Here is a 16,199-nt window from a genome sequence, read left to right as displayed (position 1 = left end):
TTTGACGAATGACTCGCGGCGTTCGCAGAGGGACGGAGTGCGGTCAAGTTGTCAAGGAGAGCGAACTTGCGGGCCGCGCTCTGACTCAAGATGATTAATCAAAACGTTTGGCCAGAGATCACCCCCATGTGCGGAAGACTGACCCAATACCGCGGCATCCATGACTTTGTCGCGGTGCTGAGCATTCCCGATGCGTTGATCAATCACGTCGGCGACGAGCCGTTGGCCCGCTACAACGCCGCGCCTACCGATCAGCTGGCATTGCTGCATCAGGCAGACAACGGCCTGACGGCGGACAAAGTGCGCTGGGGATGGCGCCCGCATTGGGCGAAAGACCGTGCGGCACCCATCAATGCGCGGGTCGAAAAAGTCGCCTACGGTCCTTTTTTTCGGGCGATCTGGTCACGCAGGGCAATCGTGCCGGTCGACAGCTGGTTTGAATGGGTTACAGAGCCTGGCGATTCTACCCGTCAGCCGTGGTTGATCCGCCGCCGTGATCGCGCGCCGGTATTTTGCGCCGCCATCGGCCAGTTTCCCCAACGAGATGAGCCGTCGCGGGACGATGACGGTTTTGTGATCATCACGGCAGACAGCGCCGGCGGCATGCTCGACATCCACGATCGTCGGCCGGTGGTGTTTTCCCCGGAACTGGCGCGGGAATGGCTGGACCCTGCCACGCCACGCGAACGTGCCGAGCAAATGGCTCTATTACAGGGGGAAAGCAGCGACGCGTTCGAGTGGTACAGGGTCAGTAAAGCTGTTGGCAATGTCAGAAACAAAGATGCATCGCTGATCGAGGAAGCGATTGGATCCGATCAGTATCGCCAAAAACCTCTCATAGATTGATACCTGTATAGACCGTTCGCTTCGTTATCCGTTACACGGACTGTCTCATGGCAGAGACAGTCTGGCGGTCACTGGCAGATTGATATTCCACCGCTTGTCAGACAACCAGATTGTATTACATACATTACGGGTTACTCCGGATAGCATGCGCGCCGCATAACCATTGAGTTATCTGGCTGACCGATCAGTCAGCAAATGCTGAAATCTCCATACATCCAAGACTTGAAGAGTATTAAATTGCGCGACGATTTTTCATCGAATCCCGTCGTCAGTCTGCCGTATGTTCATCTTTCCAAGACTGAACGCTTACAGCTTGACTGCTTTATCGGGCAATACATCAAGACCCGCAATCTTCGATCAGTTTCGGGAATTGAAAGCCGCCTGCGCCTGGCCCTCAAGGACTATCCGGGCAAGCCACCGGTGCGGGTCAACGAACTGAATGCGTGGATCGACAAAACGCTAGGCTTCCGCGCGGCTCATCCGGATGAATTGCCGGTGGATGATCACTGATCCGGTTTCGCCGGGGCTGATTTTCCATGGTCAGTGATGGGGACAATCGGACCTGTACCTGGCCAGAAGTTCGCGCCAGACTCCGCGCATCAGCAACATAACGTGGAGCCCAGCCATGCTTTATCGAATCGCCGCCGACGGCCTGGTGCTGTTCCATCTGGCGTTCATTCTGTTCGTGCTGTTCGGCGGGCTACTGGTGCTCAGTTGGCGGCCGCTGATCTGGCTGCATCTGCCCGCAGCACTGTGGGGAGTGTGTGTTGAGGTCCTGCACCTGCCCTGCCCGCTGACAACCTGGGAAAACTCCACCCGCCTTGCCGCCGGGCAAACTGGTTATGGCGGCGGTTTCATCGACCATTACGTCTGGCCGATCATTTATCCGGCAGGTCTGACGCCCGGTATTCAATGGGTTTTGGGCGCAGTGGTGTTGGGAATCAATCTGGTGATTTACGCCACGCTGATCAAACGCCGGACGACCCAACGCTCACACTGAAACTCAGCGAGCAATCAGTTGATCAGGACGCCGGTTGCTTCACGGCATCGATCCAGGCCGGGTTCAAACGGGTCTGGTTCGGGTCCAGCCCCAAGGATTCCATCCTGTCCTTATGCAGATCCATCTCCCGTATCAACTGGCCATGATCGCTGGAATTTCCATCCAGTTCGTGCATCTGGCTCAACCCCAAATGATAAAAACGCAGCAGCTTCATGGCGCTCGGATCTTCTCTCTCAACCGCCGCTGTCACTTGATGCATGACGTTGGTAACACTCATCAGGCTGCGCTTGAGCTGCCAGCCGTAGACCGCCGGCGCCATCCATTCCTGTTCCCAGAACACGCTGCGCATCAGCGCGACCATCAGCAACACCGCGACAAACACACCACCGACGTTGAAGCGCAGATTATCGCCGCCCGGCTCGCCAAACAGGCTGACCGCCGCGGTCGACAGCGTCATCGCCAGGGCCAGAAAAATCAGGGCGATGATGACCGTACTGCGGCGCGTCTGGCGGCGGTAGAGTTCGGGATTTTGCGGCTGGATATCGAACATTGCGTCGGGTTTCCTCACGTGATCGGCAAAAAGACTGCGGGGCATTATCGCCTCTGTGGGAGATTTAGCTATGCTGGGGCTCCTTTACATCTTTTCATCGTCAAAGGGGAACGTGGCGATACAGCTCAGTTCGTGCCATCTTCTTTCATGGATACACACTATTCGGATGCCATGCGCCGTCGGCGGGTGACATCGTTTTAAGGATTACTGAATGACCCAACGACATGTAATCAACGCCTCCGTCAGCCCCAAGGGCAGCCTGGAAACCCTTTCTCAACGCGAAGTTCAACAACTGAGCGAAGCCGGATCCGGCAGCACCTATACCCTCTTCCGCCAGTGCGCCCTGGCCATTCTCAACACCGGCGCCCATGTTGATAACGCCAAGACCATTCTGGAAGCTTACAAAGACTTCGAAATCCGCATTCACCAGCAGGACCGTGGTGTGCGCCTCGAACTGCTGAACGCTCCGGCCAACGCATTCGTCGACGGCGAAATGATTGCCAGTACCCGCGAGATGCTCTTCAGCGCCCTGCGCGACATCGTCTATACCGAGAATGAACTCGACAGCCAGCGCATCGACCTGAGCACTTCCCAGGGCATCAGCGACTACGTATTCCACCTGCTGCGCAATGCGCGCACCTTGCGTCCCGGTATCGAGCCGAAAATCGTGGTCTGCTGGGGCGGGCACTCGATCAATACCGAAGAATACAAATACACCAAGGAAGTCGGCCACGAACTGGGCCTGCGCAGTCTGGACATCTGCACCGGTTGCGGCCCCGGCGTGATGAAAGGCCCGATGAAGGGCGCGACCATCGCCCACGCCAAACAGCGCATCCACGGCGGACGTTACCTCGGCCTGACCGAACCCGGCATCATCGCCGCAGAAGCGCCGAACCCGATCGTCAACGAGCTGGTGATTCTGCCGGACATCGAAAAACGTCTGGAAGCCTTCGTGCGCGTCGGTCACGGCATCATCATCTTTCCAGGCGGCGCCGGTACTGCCGAAGAATTCCTGTACTTGCTCGGCATCCTGATGCACCCGGACAACAAAGGCGTGCCGTTCCCCGTGATCCTCACCGGGCCGAAACATGCCGCGCCGTATCTGGAGCAGCTCGACGCGTTTGTCGGCGCGACGCTGGGGGACGCGGCCAAGCAGCATTACGAGATCATCATCAACGACCCGGCGGAAGTGGCCCGGCAGATGACCCAGGGTCTGAAAGCGGTGAAACAGTTCCGCCGCGAACGCAACGACGCGTTCCATTTCAACTGGCTGCTGAAGATCGACGAAGGCTTCCAGCGTCCGTTCGACCCGACGCACGAAAACATGGCCAACCTGAAACTGAGCCGCGACCTGCCGGCCCACGAACTGGCCGCCAACCTGCGGCGCGCGTTCTCCGGCATCGTCGCCGGCAACGTCAAGGACAAGGGCATTCGCCTGATCGAAGAACACGGTCCGTATCAGATCCGTGGCGACGCGGCGATCATGCAACCGCTCGATCAGTTGCTGAAGGCCTTCGTCGCTCAGCACCGGATGAAACTGCCCGGCGGCGCAGACTACGTGCCGTGTTATCGAGTGGTCGCGTAAACCTGCTCAAGACTGTGGCGAGGCAGGCAACCTGCTCGCCACAGGTCATTGCCTTGCAGCCTCACATTGCAATGCTCATCGCTCGCTAGGACAGGGGCTTTCTGGCATCCTGCGCGTCCATTTTCTGACCCGGCCGCCTGCAGGCACGCACATCATCATGACCGCTTCTGAAAAAGCCCCCGCCCCGCGCAACAACGATCTCATTTATGGCCTCGACGACCGCCCTCATCTGACCGCAACGGTGTTCGCCGCGCTGCAACATGTGCTGGCCAGTTTCGTCGGCATCATCACTCCCACACTGATAATGGGCAGCGCCCTCGGCCTGCAAAGTGAGATCCCCTACCTGATCAGCATGGCGCTGTTCGTCTCGGGCCTGGGCACCTTCGTCCAGGCAAAACGCTTCGGCCCGGTCGGCTCCGGTTTGCTCTGTCTGCAAGGCACCAGTTTTTCATTCATCAGCGTGATCCTCAGCGCCGGCTTCATGGTCAAGGCGCGAGGTGGCGGCACCGAGGAGATACTCTCGACGATCTTCGGCGTGTGTTTTTTTGCCGCGTTCATCGAGGTGCTGCTGAGCCAGTTCATCGGCAAACTGCGGATGTTGATCACCCCGGTGGTCACCGGCACGATCATCACACTGATGGGGTTGTCGCTGATCAAAGTCGCGATGACCGATATTGCTGGCGGCTTCGGCGCGCCGGACCTGGGCGCCGGCAGTCACTTGGCGCTGGCTGCGTTGGTGCTCGGGACGATTGTGGTGTTGAATCGGGTCGATGTGCCGTTCCTGCGCCTCGGGGCAATCGTGATCGGCCTGACCCTCGGTTATGCGGTGGCGTGGTTCATGGGGCACGTGGATTTTGCGAGCATGCCTGAGGTGCCGCTGATGAGCGTCCCGGTGCCGTTCAAATACGGGTTCAATTTCGATTGGGTGGCGTTCATACCGATCGCGGTGATTTTTCTGGTATCGCCACTGGAAGCAGCGGGCGATCTCACCGCCAACTCGATGATCTCCCGGCAGCCGGTCAAGGGTCCGCTGTACATTCGCCGGATCAAGTCCGGGCTGCTGGCCGACGGGCTTAACTCGGCGATGGCGGCGGTGTTCAACAGCATGCCGATGGTGACCTTTGCGCAGAACAACGGGGTGATCCAGCTGACGGGCGTTGCCAGCCGCTACGTGGCGTTTTTCATTGCCGGGCTGCTGGTGCTGCTGGGGCTGTTCCCGATGATTGGCGCGGTGCTGCAGCTGATGCCCAAACCGGTGCTGGGCGGTGCCGAGCTGGTGATGTTCGGCACGGTCGCGGTGGCGGGTATCAAGATCCTCGCCGAGGCCGGGCTGCATCGACGCAACATGCTGATCGTGGCCATTTCCCTCGGTTTGGGCCTGGGCGTCGCGGCGGTGCCGGAGGTTTTGCGCGAGCTGCCCACGGCGCTGCACAACATCTTCGAATCGCCGATCACCGTCGGCGCGTTGTGCGCTATCGTGCTGAACATCTTCCTGCCGGAGGAATTCATCGAGCTTGAAGAAGATGATTTCGATCCGGAAACGTCGATTCTTCAGGTGATGGAAAATCCCGAGATGACAAGCAAGGCTGAACCGGCAGTGCCCGGGGTGGTCGGACAGATGAACCGCTAGGCAGTCGTGAGGCCGAGCCCTGGGGGTTCGGTCTTTTTCTTTTTAGTGAGTGTGCCCATGCGCCGCGTCCACGCGTTGATTCTTTCCCTGCTGATGCTCACCCTCAGCGCCTGCGCCCTGCTGCCCCAGCACGATCCGTTGAACATCAATGTGGTCGGACTTGAGCCGATGCCAGGTCAGGGCATGGAAGTGCGTTTTGCGGTGAAAATCCGCGTGCAGAATCCCAATGACACGACCATCGATTACAACGGCGTGGCGCTGGATCTGGAGGTCAATGGGCAACCCCTTGCTTCCGGCGTCAGCGACCAGTCCGGGTCTATTGCGCGGTTTTCTGAAACGGTGCTGATCGTGCCGGTGAGTGTGTCGGCGTTTTCCGTGTTTCGCCAGACCGTTGGGCTGACCAGGTCGCAAACTCTGGATGACCTGCCTTACGTTTTGCGTGGCAAGCTGGCTGGGGGGTTGTTTGGGACGATGCGGTTTGTGGACAGTGGCAAATTGAGTTTGCCGGGGGCTGCGGTTGGGACTTGGTGAACGGTGTTTGATCGCGATCATCGAGGGGAATTATTGATGTCTCCGGTTCACCGTTGCATCTGGCTTGCCAGCGATGGCGGTGGGTCAAGCGATATTGGGTTTATTTGGCGTCCACAGTATCTGAGTCACATCAAAATCCTGTGAGCAAGCTTGCTCGCGACGGCGGCGGGTCAGATGGCATTGATGTTGGCTGACACGGCCTCATCGCTGGCAAGCCAGCTCCTACGGGGTTATTTGCCGTCCACAGTATCCGAGTCACATCAAAATTCTGTAGGAGCAAGCTTGCTCGCGATGTCGGCGGGTCAGATGGCATTGATGTTGGCTGACACGGCCTCATCGCTGGCAAGCCAGCTCCTACGGGGTTATTTGCCGTCCACAGTATCTGAGTTACATCAAAATTCTGTAGGAGCAAGCTTGCTCGCGATGGCGGTGGGTCAGAGGGCATTGATGTTGGCTGACACGGCCTCATCGCTGGCAAGCCAGCTCCTACGGGGTTATTTGCCGTCCACAGTATCTGAGTTACATCAAAATTCTGTAGGAGCAAGCTTGCTCGCGATGTCGGCGGGTCAGATGGCATTGATGTTGGCTGACACGGCCTCATCGCTGGCAAGCCAGCTCCTACGGGGTTATTTGCCGTCCACAGTATCTGAGTCACATCAAAATCCTGTGAGCAAGCTTGCTCGCGACGGCGGCGGGTCAGATGGCATTGATGTTGGCTGACACGGCCTCATCGCTGGCAAGCCAGCTCCTACGGGGTTATTTGCCGTCCACAGTATCTGAGTCACAGCAAAATTCTGTAGGAGCAAGCTTGCTCGCGATGTCGGCGGGTCAGATGGCATTGATGTTGGCTGACACGGCCTCATCGCTGGCAAGCCAGCTCCTACGGGGCTATTTGCCGTCCACAGTATCTGAGTTACATCAAAATCCTGTGGGAGCAAGCTTGCTCGCGATGGCGGTGGGTCAGGCGATATTAGTGTTGGCTGACCGGGCCTCATCGCTGGCAAGCCAGCTCCTACGGGTTTATTTGGCGTCCACAGTATCTGAGTCACATCAAAATTCTGTAGGAGCAAGCTTGCTCGCGATGGCGGTGGGACACGCAACATATATGCTGCCTCTGGAGGCCTCATCGCGAGCAAGCTTTGCTCCCACGAGGCATTCCCACAGGAGATTGAGTTATCGCGGAAGAATGTAGCGTTCGATGGCCTGGGCCGCGCCGTCTTCGGTGTTGGCGGCGGTGACGACGTCTGCCTGGCGCTTTACGGCGTCTTCGGCCTGCCCCATGGCGATCGACAGTCCGGCGCGGTGGAACATGGGCGGGTCGTTGCCGCCGTCGCCCATGGCGGCAGTCTGTTGCAGCGGCACACCGAGGTGTTTGGCGAGTGTCGCCAACGCTTCACCTTTGTTCGCCAGCAGCGCAGTGACATCCAGGTAGATCGGTTGCGAGCGCGATACCTGCGCCTGGCCCTCTACTTTCGGAATTAACTGCGCTTCCAGTTCGATCAAGAGTTGAGCGTTGTTGCTCGCTGCGACAATCTTGTCGATGCGCGACAAGTACGGTTCGAACGACTCGACCACAACCGGCGGATACCCCAGACCACTCTGCTCACGCGGCACCATCGGCCCGGTCGGGTCCTTGAGCAGCCAGTCGCCGCCACTGAACACCCAGACTTCAATGTCCGGCAAATCGCCAAACAGCGTCAGGGCGGTCAGCGCTGCGGTCGCCGGTAGGTAATGCGCGACCAGCAACGTACCGTCCGGATTGACGATCGTGCCGCCGTTGAACGCCGCTGTCGGCAGGTCCACGCCGAGTGCTTCGATCTGTTGCAGCATGGCTTTCGGCGGCCGGCCCGTCGCCAGGCTGAACAGCACGCCCGCCTCGCGCAGGGAGCGCACGGCGTCAATGGTGCGCTGACTGAGGCTGTGATCAGGCAGCAGCAAGGTGCCGTCCATGTCACTCAGCAAAAAACGAATGGGTTGTTGCGTCGGCTCACTCATCCGAGGCCGTGCCAGACGCGACCATCGCGAGTCAGCAAGTCTTCTGCCGTAGCCGGCCCGTCCTCACCCGCCGCGTAATGCTCGACGTTTGCGTCCTGCTGCCAGGCATCGAGGAACGGCTGCACGGCGCGCCAGCCGTTCTCGATGTTATCAGCGCGCTGGAACAGCGTCTGGTCGCCGGTCAGGCAATCGTAGATGAGCGTTTCGTAGCCCGTGGAAGGCTGCATCTCGAAGAAATCCTTGTAGGCAAAACCCAGCTCGATGTTGGCCATTTTCAGCGCCGGGCCGGGCCGTTTGGCCAGCAGGTCGAACCACATGCCCTCGTTGGGCTGGATCTGGATGCGCAGATAGGTCGGTTGCAACTCATCGACCTCGGTGTCACGGAACTGCGCGTACGGCGCCGGTTTGAAGCAGATGACGATCTCGGTGTCGCGCACGCTCATGCGTTTGCCTGTACGCAGGTAGAATGGCACACCGACCCAGCGCCAGTTGTCGATCATGACTTTGAGCGCAACGTAAGTTTCGGTAGTGCTGTCGACCGCTACGTTGTTTTCCTGGCGGTAACCGGGCAACGGTTTGCCATCAACTTCGCCAGCGCGGTACTGGCCGCGGACCGAATTGGCGCGCGCCTCTTCGGTCGTCCACGGGCGAATCGCCCCAACCACCTTGGCTTTCTCGCCGCGCACCGCGTCTGCACCGAATGCGGCCGGCGGTTCCATGGCCACCATCGCCAGCAGCTGGAACAGGTGATTGGGCACCATGTCGCGCAAGGCACCGGTGTGTTCGTAAAAACTGCCACGGGTTTCCACGCCAACGGTTTCGGCGGCAGTGATCTGCACGTGGTCGATGTAATGATTGTTCCAGAAAGCTTCGAACAGGCTGTTGGAGAAGCGGCTGATCAAAATGTTCTGCACCGTCTCCTTGCCCAGGTAATGATCGATCCGGTAGATCTGGTTTTCCGACATGACACTGAGCAGGCAGGCGTTCAACGCCTCTGCAGTCGGCAGATCGGAGCCAAACGGCTTTTCAATCACCACCCTTCTGAAGGCGTCGGGAGTCTCCTTCAGCAGGTCGGCCGCGCCAAGCCGGCGCACCACTTCACTGAAGAAACGCGGCGCGGTGGCCAGGTAGAACACCGCATTGCCGGTGCCGCTGGCGGCAATTTTTTCCGCCAGGGCTTGATAAGTGCTGTTGTCCAGGAAGTCGCCCTGGACGTAGCTGATGCCGCTGGCGAGCTTGGCCCACAAATGCGGATCGAGTATCTCGTCGCCCTTGCCGACCTTCGCTGCCACTTCCGTGCGGATAAAGTCTTCGAGCTTTTCCGCAAAGGCTTCATCGCTAATAGCGTTGTGATCAACGCCGACGATCCGCAAACCATCCCCCAGCAAACCGTCGCGACTCAGGTTGTACAGCGCCGGCATCAGCAGACGCTTGACCAGATCACCATGCGCGCCGAACAGAAACAGCGTGGTCGGTGGTGCGGGTTCAGCCTTGGATTTATTGCGGATCAACCGGGTCATTTTTTCGAAGTCTCCACGTGGCCGCCGAAGCCGAAGCGCTGCGCCGATAGAATCTTGTCGCCGAAGGTGCCCTGCCCGCGTGAACGGTAGCGCGAGAACAGCGAGTTCGACAGTACCGGTACCGGCACCGATTGCTCCATGGCAGCTTCGATGGTCCAGCGACCTTCGCCGCTGTCCGCGACCGAACCCGAGTAACCCTCGAGTTTCGGATCGCTGGCCAGAGCGTCCGCCGTCAGGTCGAGCAGCCAGGACGACACCACGCTGCCGCGGCGCCAGACTTCAGCGATATCAGCGACATTGAGGTCGAAGCGCTGGTCTTCCGGCAGGTTTTCACTGGCCTTGGTCTTGAGAATGTCGAAGCCTTCAGCGAAGGCCTGCATCATTCCGTACTCGATGCCGTTGTGAATCATTTTCACGAAATGTCCCGAACCTGCAGGACCGGCGTGGATGTAACCGCGCTCGGCACGGTCATCTTCGGACTTGCGGTCCTTGGTGCGCGGAATATCGCCCATGCCCGGGGCGAGGCTGGCAAACAATGGATCGAGGCGTTTGACCACTTCGGCTTCGCCGCCGATCATCATGCAATAACCGCGTTCCAGGCCCCAGACGCCGCCGGAAGTGCCGACGTCAACGTAATGCAGGCCTTTTTCCGAGAGGCTTTTCGCCCGGCGGATGTCGTCCTTATAAAAGGTGTTGCCGCCGTCGATGATGGTGTCGCCGGGTTCCAGCAACGTGCTCAGTACTTCGATGGTGTCTTCGGTCGGCGCGCCGGCTGGCAGCATGACCCACACCGCGCGCGGCTTGGCCAGGCCGGCCACCAGGGCTGGCAGGTCGATAACGCCTTTGGAGCCTTCGGCTGCGAGGTTATCGACAAAAGCGGTATTGCGGTCGTACACAACGGTGGTGTGACCGTTGAGCATCAGGCGCCGCGCAATATTGCCGCCCATGCGGCCCAGTCCAATAATCCCGAGTTGCATGTACTGATGCTCCCTACTACAAATAAAGTGTGTCAAAGGTTATAGCGCAACGCGACTAATGGGGGTTAGTCCAGAGCTTTGCGACGAAGTTTCCGTGCATTGTGCCCGAGACTGATAGATAACGCCGGGAATCGTGCCGAAGACACAACGACCATGAAAAATAAAAAAGTTCCCATCCGGGGCGAAAGAAATCAAAATTGCTGCCGATAGTGTTTATGTCCCGTTCGAAGAGCGGCCAGAACACAGTTGATGCAAGCTTGCGAGGTGATCCATGGACAATTTGATGACCGCTCGTCCCCTACAAACCCTGTACGTCACCATTCGTCGCGACGAACTGCGTCAGCTGCGCGATGAGCGCGAATTGCTTATGCGCGAAGTCGCTCACCTGCAAGAGCTTTTGCAGCAGTTCCAACCTGCTGACTATCGGTTGCCAGTCACGACGAAAAAAGCGCTGCACAATTAATCGACAGAAAACCAGGCTCAGACCCTCCCGTTAGAAGGTCAGCCTGGTTTTTTTGTGCCCGTTATTTACCCCTGTTCGCCGGGCGGCAGGCGCTTGAAGAAAAGCCTGGTCGCCACGCTTTTGCTGATATTGGCGCTTTCAATGGCCTGAATCTGACTGGTCTGCGCCTCTCGCAATTGGTCGGCATAGGTCTTGTACCTGAGTGCCGCCAACTTCAAGTGCCCCTTCTTCATCGTTCCAGCGTTCTTCTCATGGCAATGAAAATGCGCATACCACAGTGCCTTGTGATGCTTGCTGGCCAGCGCTTTTTCGTCGAGCACTTCAAACTCAAGCAGAAAATCCGCACCACCTGACGCTGTGGATTTGTCCGACCAGTTCGAGTTGCCGATGCGCACTTCACCTTTTTCCAGCAGGTATTCGAGATTGCCCACGGTCGGCGGCAAACGCCGCGCCCCTTCGATGCGCAGGCGCACACCTTCGTCCCGCAGCGCTTGACTAGCGACCGTCAAGCGCGCGTTCAGGTCGACGGCATTGTCGTGCTGACTCTGAGAAAATTCCTTGAGCCTGAGGTTGATCGCTACCGCTGTTTCATCGAGCTTGTTCGCCTGGCGGACCAACGTGTCTTCCTGGCTCTTGGGCTCCGGTTGCCTGCTCGCGCTCTGGCTGACCCTGGCTTTGAACTCAGCGAGTCCGGCCAGCAGCAGGCGTGCATCCTTGAGCAGTTTGTTCAGACCCGGCAGCGGCCTGACCGGAGGCACCGGTGTCATCGGCGATTCGACGCGCCGCTCGGTGTAGATCGGTTCTGCAGCGTCGTGCCGGTAATACGTGGTGTGCGCCCCAGAATACGGATCGGTCGCCACGACGGTCTCGTCCGGCTCGTCCGTTTCGTCACTTGACTCGCCCATGACCATGCCTTCGGCGGTCTCGATGATGCGTCGAGTCGGGCTGCGTGTGCGTTTGGAGCGTGATTTGCCGCTGGCAGCGACCGGTTCGTCAACGGTCCCCAGCACTTCGGCGCGGGCGACTTTCGCCAGCGCTTCTTCCGCCATGCTGCGAAATTCCGTCACGCGGGCAGTGAACTTGCGCACGAACTCTTCCGGCACGTAAGACATCCCACCTGCGGGCCGCTCCAGGTAATGGGCCAGGCCCAAGGCATTGGTGTAGTGCCGCACGGCGTCCTTGAGCAGCAGAATCCGCTCGTTGGGCGTATAGCCTGTCCCCGCATCCAGTTCCAGCAGATGCCAGGTCACACGGCCGACGGGTATACGACTGATGCCCTCCAGCCCAGCCGCCTCGAGCATGCTCGGCTCTACCAACGGGTCGCCGGTCAGCGCGCCCCGAATGGAGATCACTTCGAAAATCCTCAGTATGTCGGTGTCAAGCTTTCGCGTTTTCACCGCGTCGAGCAAATGGCTGGCTCGCCTTCCTTTAGATACTTGCTCATCCAGCGACGCGAGTTCCGCAGCTGTGGCCTCCAGCATCTCACTGACCGCTATTCGCTGCGGATAGAACTTGAGGATTCGTTTGCGCGCCTCGAACAGCGCGTTGTAAGGAATGCCTAGCGCAGCGTCGGGGCTGTCGTAGGCCAAAGGAAAAACGCTTTCCTTGGAATAGCCCAGTTCCGGCGGGGTGCTGGAGACGCTCTCCAGCGCCGATTCCGTCATGCTGCAGCGCAAAAGCCTTTCTTGCAGAAACTCGTAACGAGCTTCGCGCAGGAAATGTTCATCGGCATCGAGCACTGGCCGGACCTTGTCGAGCAGGGCGATGTATTTGAGTTGCAGCTCAACGAACAACTCACCCGCTTTAAGTCTGGTCTGATTGGATATCCGCAATTTCTGCTGCGCAGCGGCCATGTCACGTTTGAATTGAGCCTGTTGCGCACCTTGCGCTTCAGCGAATCCTTTCGAGGCGTCTGCCAGTTTGAGCGCTTCTTGCTGAAATTCTACATAGGCATCGTTGCCCGCATCCCGCGCATGGTTGATCTCTTTATCCAGCGCCAGTCGCTGCTCCTCGAGCACCTGCAAGCGTTGTGTCCGGGCGGCGCGCTCGGCATTCAGCTGTGGATCGCCAAACACGTACTCACCCAGCCGACTGGCACCGCCACCGCCATGGCGTACACGAAACTCAGGCGCGGTGTCCCACAAACCCTCGCCGTTGTTGCACAGCTCCAGCCATTTGATCGGCGCGGCGCTGCGATCCAGCAGGTGCACATTGCGACCCTGCGCCGGCGTCACCGGCGCCCAGCCCCAGCCGGAGATTCTTCCGGGAACCCGTGCGTACCAGCGGCCATCGACCACGTGAATGCCAGGCAGCGGCGCGGCCTCTATGACGGGTCCAACCGTGTCGGGATGGACCTGTAAATAGCGCTCGAGCGCCGCTCGCGAATCGCGGGACGGGGCCATGGAAAAATCCACGGCCGAATCGGTTATTTGCGTCGTGGCAGCGATGGGCGGCGTATACCGGGCGGATACGCTGCCTCGCGACGCGGGCAATCGAACCGGAAGGTCGGACACATTGCCGGGCTGAAACCGATGAACCAATGCTGCCATCGCCAATTGTCCGAGCAGCGTGAATAACAACTGCCGGGTCGGGCCGGTGTCACCCTGGTCCAGGGTGCGCAAGGCACTCAAGACGGCGGACTCGGTGGTCAGCAGCCAACCGGCAGCGGCAGCCGGACCGCGCAGGTAAGGCAGAACCGCGCCCAGAATCGAGTCGAGTACTTTTTCGCCCAAGCCCTCCAGCGTCGCCCAGCGATACTCCGCGTTCGACACCGTCTGTTCGTCAGCCTGGCGCACCAGCACGTCGGCATTCGCTTGATACAGTGCGCTGAACACATCGCCCACCACCACTTCATCACACAGGACCGGTGGGGCCGCCGCCGTAATCGTCGGAAAGTCCACATCAAAGATCACCCTCGGCAGATGTGGTTCAGTGAAGCCTCCGTGGTTGTAAATCCTGCGGGCGTCGGGCTCAAGCCAATCCAGCACGCTTTTGTTGATCGACGAGTCGTCGCGGATCCGCTCCAACAGCGTTGACCAGGACGCACACTCGACGAACACCGGTGCGTAGAACGGCCGGTACAGAAGAAAAGGTCCGTGGCTGGTGTCTTGCGGGCCGATCACGAACTGATTACTCACCACGTCTGTGCGGTCTGCCTCGTCAAGCACAAAGGCCAGCGCCCTGAGCACGATCGGCTGCAGGTCAAGGGTGCGCGCAGCGGTCTCGGCTTGCACCAGCGCGAGCACTTGCCGATAGCCGGCCTCGGTCACATGGCCATTGCCGGTCACTTTGTATTCAAGCGCCAGTATCGGCAGTTGCAGGCGCAACTGGTTGGCGAAGCGTGTTTCCCGCTCAAGCCGCAGTGCTTTGTCGCCCAGCAGCTCGCGCTTGACCAGCAGTGGGTAAGCCGTGCCGATATCCGCTCGCGACATCAGCTCACGCAGAGTGTCGACGTTTACCCAATCCGGCAGTGGCGCGCCGTTCTTGTCGCGTAGCGTGGTGGCAGCGTGCAGCAGACCACCAAGATTTTTCAACGCGCGCCGGGTCAGGGTATCGGTTTGGCTGACGACCGTGCCCGTCGCAGCGCCGGGTGCATCGGCCTGATAGCGAACCTGCGTGACCAACAAGGCGTCGGGGTCGAACGCCGGACCGAAATCCACCATCGCCTGCTCCAGCGCATGCCTGGCAAACACGGCGGCGCTGTCGATGCCGTCGTCATAAGCCCGGCCATCCGTGGCTTGCTGCAATGCCGCGAGTTCCAGCAGGTATCGGCTGTAGGCCAGCAGGTCCTCGGTGCTGGCAAGCGGCAACCAGTCGGGCTGGTTGTCGAGCACGTTGTCGAGCATTGTCGATGTCGATGCGTGGTCAGCGGAGGCGTGAAAAAAACTTGAGACATCACTGATCTCGGCATACCGCGACTCCAGCGCTGGCAAGTCCTGCCCGGCGATATCACCCATATCGGCGACACGCTCCAGTTGCGAGTCGAGCATCGCCTGGGCCAACGTGACGAACACATCGGTGTTTATAGTCCATGGCTGAACGTCCAGCACCACGTCGCTGGTCGACGAATCGGTTACGCGTTGCGCCTCGGCGAAGGCTTGCAGTGTGTTGAATGATTCAACGGTTCCACCGGGGAAAAACTGCAGGATTATTTCCCGGTCAGCCACCGTACGCGTCACCAGCACTGCGCTGCCGGTGAGGACCCGGAGCGCTTCGTCCTGGCCCGTTTGATAGCGCACCAGAAACGCTTCAGCAGCGTTCTCCCCGTACACCTGCTGGCGCTCGGATCGTTGCGGGCAATGGGCAATTTGCTGCAGCGTTCGGATTTGCTCGGCATCCAGCCGATCGTCACTGTTGCCCGGTGCAAGCTGGATCAGCAATGCGCCTTTGCAAAGGTCGGCCAGCCACTGCCAACGCTTGGTCTCACCGGCCAGCGGCTCGTTCCAGAAGTCCGCGAGTGCGGTTTGCAGGGCGCCGATCATCACGTCCGGCAAACCTCGCAGTAACGCTTCGACTTCCCGCATCTCGACATCCAGGCGCCGCCCGCTCGCGTCGCTGAGAAAGTGCCCGGAGGTAAACCACAGCAAGGCTTTGCCGGTGATCGAGGCGATCATCACCTCAAACAGCGGCACCGTGGAATGCCTGGCGCCGTCCTCCACCGGTGGCATAACGGTGTTGTCGCGCTCGTGCCCGACGTCCCAACCCGGCACGTTGAGCGTGGTGGTCAGCACGTTGATGTGCAAGTCCGGGTAGAGCCTGGCGAGCGCCGCGGTGAATTGTTTCAACGCGGCAGTGATGACGATCGGTCGATGGGCAAAGACCGTTGAAACGGCATAAGCCAGTACTTTTCCAGCATTCAATGGAGGCGCTACAAGCGAATGATCAGGCATGTCCCTTTCCTTGGGAGGCGATTGAGGCGTGGCAGGTTTGCGTCCTGCGTAGCGCTCATCAAAACCCAGGATTGCCCGCGCTGTGCGGTAACCCGATACCGCCACGGCCGTCGGGAAACCGGGTAGCTCACGAACTTTTCACACGACTCTGGTCATAATTTCCTCATTGGGCCGCCCGCTGAATTTTGCGTGTCCGCTATTTGCTGCCGCTGC

General features: G+C 59.4%; 13 protein-coding genes. 8 read left to right on the top strand and 5 right to left on the bottom strand.

Annotation, left to right across the window (positions count from 1 at the left end):
• Positions 1-126: 126 nt before the first annotated feature.
• From DU29_RS01000000130325 to DU29_RS0121660, 3 genes are all read left to right on the top strand, one after another.
• Entirely contained in the window at positions 127-846 is a 720-nt protein-coding gene (locus tag DU29_RS01000000130325; protein WP_050483159.1) for an SOS response-associated peptidase, read from the top strand.
• Between the two features lie 237 nt (positions 847-1,083).
• Complete coding sequence (locus tag DU29_RS0121665) at positions 1,084-1,356, top strand: hypothetical protein (protein WP_028623580.1); 273 nt, start codon at positions 1,084-1,086, stop codon at positions 1,354-1,356.
• Positions 1,357-1,471: 115 nt separating this feature from the next.
• Positions 1,472-1,846 (top strand): DUF2784 domain-containing protein, encoded by a 375-nt coding sequence (locus DU29_RS0121660; protein ID WP_028623579.1) that lies wholly within the window; start codon positions 1,472-1,474, stop codon positions 1,844-1,846.
• Between the two features lie 22 nt (positions 1,847-1,868).
• On the opposite strand, the gene DU29_RS0121655 is transcribed toward DU29_RS0121660, so the two are convergent.
• Positions 1,869-2,396: a DUF3087 family protein gene (locus DU29_RS0121655; protein WP_028623578.1), complete on the bottom strand. Its 528-nt coding sequence runs from the start codon at positions 2,394-2,396 to the stop codon at positions 1,869-1,871.
• 211 nt (positions 2,397-2,607) lie between these two features.
• On the opposite strand from DU29_RS0121655, the gene ppnN reads away from it, so the two are divergent.
• From ppnN to DU29_RS0121635, 4 genes are all read left to right on the top strand, one after another.
• Positions 2,608-3,981: a nucleotide 5'-monophosphate nucleosidase PpnN gene (gene ppnN / locus DU29_RS0121650; protein WP_028623577.1), complete on the top strand. Its 1,374-nt coding sequence runs from the start codon at positions 2,608-2,610 to the stop codon at positions 3,979-3,981.
• A gap of 157 nt (positions 3,982-4,138) precedes the next feature.
• Complete coding sequence (locus tag DU29_RS0121645) at positions 4,139-5,611, top strand: nucleobase:cation symporter-2 family protein (protein WP_028623576.1); 1,473 nt, start codon at positions 4,139-4,141, stop codon at positions 5,609-5,611.
• 57 nt (positions 5,612-5,668) lie between these two features.
• The gene (locus tag DU29_RS0121640; protein WP_028623575.1) at positions 5,669-6,142 is read left to right on the top strand and encodes an LEA type 2 family protein; all 474 of its coding nucleotides are present in this window, start codon (positions 5,669-5,671) and stop codon (positions 6,140-6,142) included.
• Positions 6,143-6,316: 174 nt separating this feature from the next.
• Positions 6,317-6,862, top strand: coding sequence for a hypothetical protein (locus DU29_RS0121635; protein WP_152635577.1), 546 nt, complete (start codon positions 6,317-6,319; stop codon positions 6,860-6,862).
• A gap of 453 nt (positions 6,863-7,315) precedes the next feature.
• Here the strand turns inward: DU29_RS0121635 and DU29_RS0121630 are convergent, their stop codons facing one another.
• The 3 genes from DU29_RS0121630 to gnd are packed head-to-tail and all read right to left on the bottom strand — an operon-like array spanning position 7,316 to position 10,634.
• Positions 7,316-8,137 carry a Cof-type HAD-IIB family hydrolase gene (locus DU29_RS0121630; RefSeq protein WP_028623573.1) on the bottom strand — a complete coding sequence of 274 codons (822 nt, stop codon included), beginning with the start codon at positions 8,135-8,137 and terminating at the stop codon, positions 7,316-7,318.
• The gene (gene zwf / locus DU29_RS0121625) at positions 8,134-9,657 is read right to left on the bottom strand and encodes a glucose-6-phosphate dehydrogenase (protein WP_028623572.1); all 1,524 of its coding nucleotides are present in this window, start codon (positions 9,655-9,657) and stop codon (positions 8,134-8,136) included. The genes DU29_RS0121630 and zwf overlap by 4 nt, the downstream gene beginning before the upstream one ends.
• Positions 9,654-10,634, bottom strand: a complete 981-nt coding sequence (gene gnd, locus DU29_RS0121620; RefSeq protein WP_028623571.1) for a phosphogluconate dehydrogenase (NAD(+)-dependent, decarboxylating) — start codon at positions 10,632-10,634, stop codon at positions 9,654-9,656. The genes zwf and gnd overlap by 4 nt, the downstream gene beginning before the upstream one ends.
• A gap of 271 nt (positions 10,635-10,905) precedes the next feature.
• Here gnd and DU29_RS0121615 point away from each other — a divergent pair, with 271 nt between their 5' ends.
• The gene (locus DU29_RS0121615) at positions 10,906-11,097 is read left to right on the top strand and encodes a DUF6026 family protein (RefSeq protein WP_028623570.1); all 192 of its coding nucleotides are present in this window, start codon (positions 10,906-10,908) and stop codon (positions 11,095-11,097) included.
• Positions 11,098-11,162: 65 nt separating this feature from the next.
• Here DU29_RS0121615 and DU29_RS0121610 read toward each other — a convergent pair whose 3' ends face one another.
• Positions 11,163-15,986, bottom strand: coding sequence for a dermonecrotic toxin domain-containing protein (locus DU29_RS0121610; protein WP_028623569.1), 4,824 nt, complete (start codon positions 15,984-15,986; stop codon positions 11,163-11,165).
• Between the last annotated feature and the right edge of the window lie 213 nt (positions 15,987-16,199).

The organism is Pseudomonas sp. Ant30-3 (assembly GCF_000690905.1).
Taxonomy (GTDB): Bacteria; Pseudomonadota; Gammaproteobacteria; order Pseudomonadales; family Pseudomonadaceae; genus Aquipseudomonas.
The sequence above is the reverse complement of the archived record's forward strand: the minus strand, read 5'-3'. Positions and strand labels throughout refer to the sequence as shown.

Coding starts and splice junctions, on each gene's coding strand:
- DU29_RS01000000130325 (WP_050483159.1), top strand. CDS start 127: ATGTGCGGAAGACTGACCCAATACCGCGGCATCCATGACTTTGTCGCG.
- DU29_RS0121660 (WP_028623579.1), top strand. CDS start 1,472: ATGCTTTATCGAATCGCCGCCGACGGCCTGGTGCTGTTCCATCTGGCG.
- DU29_RS0121655 (WP_028623578.1), bottom strand. CDS start 2,396: ATGTTCGATATCCAGCCGCAAAATCCCGAACTCTACCGCCGCCAGACG.
- ppnN (WP_028623577.1), top strand. CDS start 2,608: ATGACCCAACGACATGTAATCAACGCCTCCGTCAGCCCCAAGGGCAGC.
- DU29_RS0121645 (WP_028623576.1), top strand. CDS start 4,139: ATGACCGCTTCTGAAAAAGCCCCCGCCCCGCGCAACAACGATCTCATT.
- DU29_RS0121640 (WP_028623575.1), top strand. CDS start 5,669: ATGCGCCGCGTCCACGCGTTGATTCTTTCCCTGCTGATGCTCACCCTC.
- DU29_RS0121635 (WP_152635577.1), top strand. CDS start 6,317: ATGGCATTGATGTTGGCTGACACGGCCTCATCGCTGGCAAGCCAGCTC.
- DU29_RS0121630 (WP_028623573.1), bottom strand. CDS start 8,137: ATGAGTGAGCCGACGCAACAACCCATTCGTTTTTTGCTGAGTGACATG.
- zwf (WP_028623572.1), bottom strand. CDS start 9,657: ATGACCCGGTTGATCCGCAATAAATCCAAGGCTGAACCCGCACCACCG.
- gnd (WP_028623571.1), bottom strand. CDS start 10,634: ATGCAACTCGGGATTATTGGACTGGGCCGCATGGGCGGCAATATTGCG.
- DU29_RS0121615 (WP_028623570.1), top strand. CDS start 10,906: ATGGACAATTTGATGACCGCTCGTCCCCTACAAACCCTGTACGTCACC.
- DU29_RS0121610 (WP_028623569.1), bottom strand. CDS start 15,986: ATGCCTGATCATTCGCTTGTAGCGCCTCCATTGAATGCTGGAAAAGTA.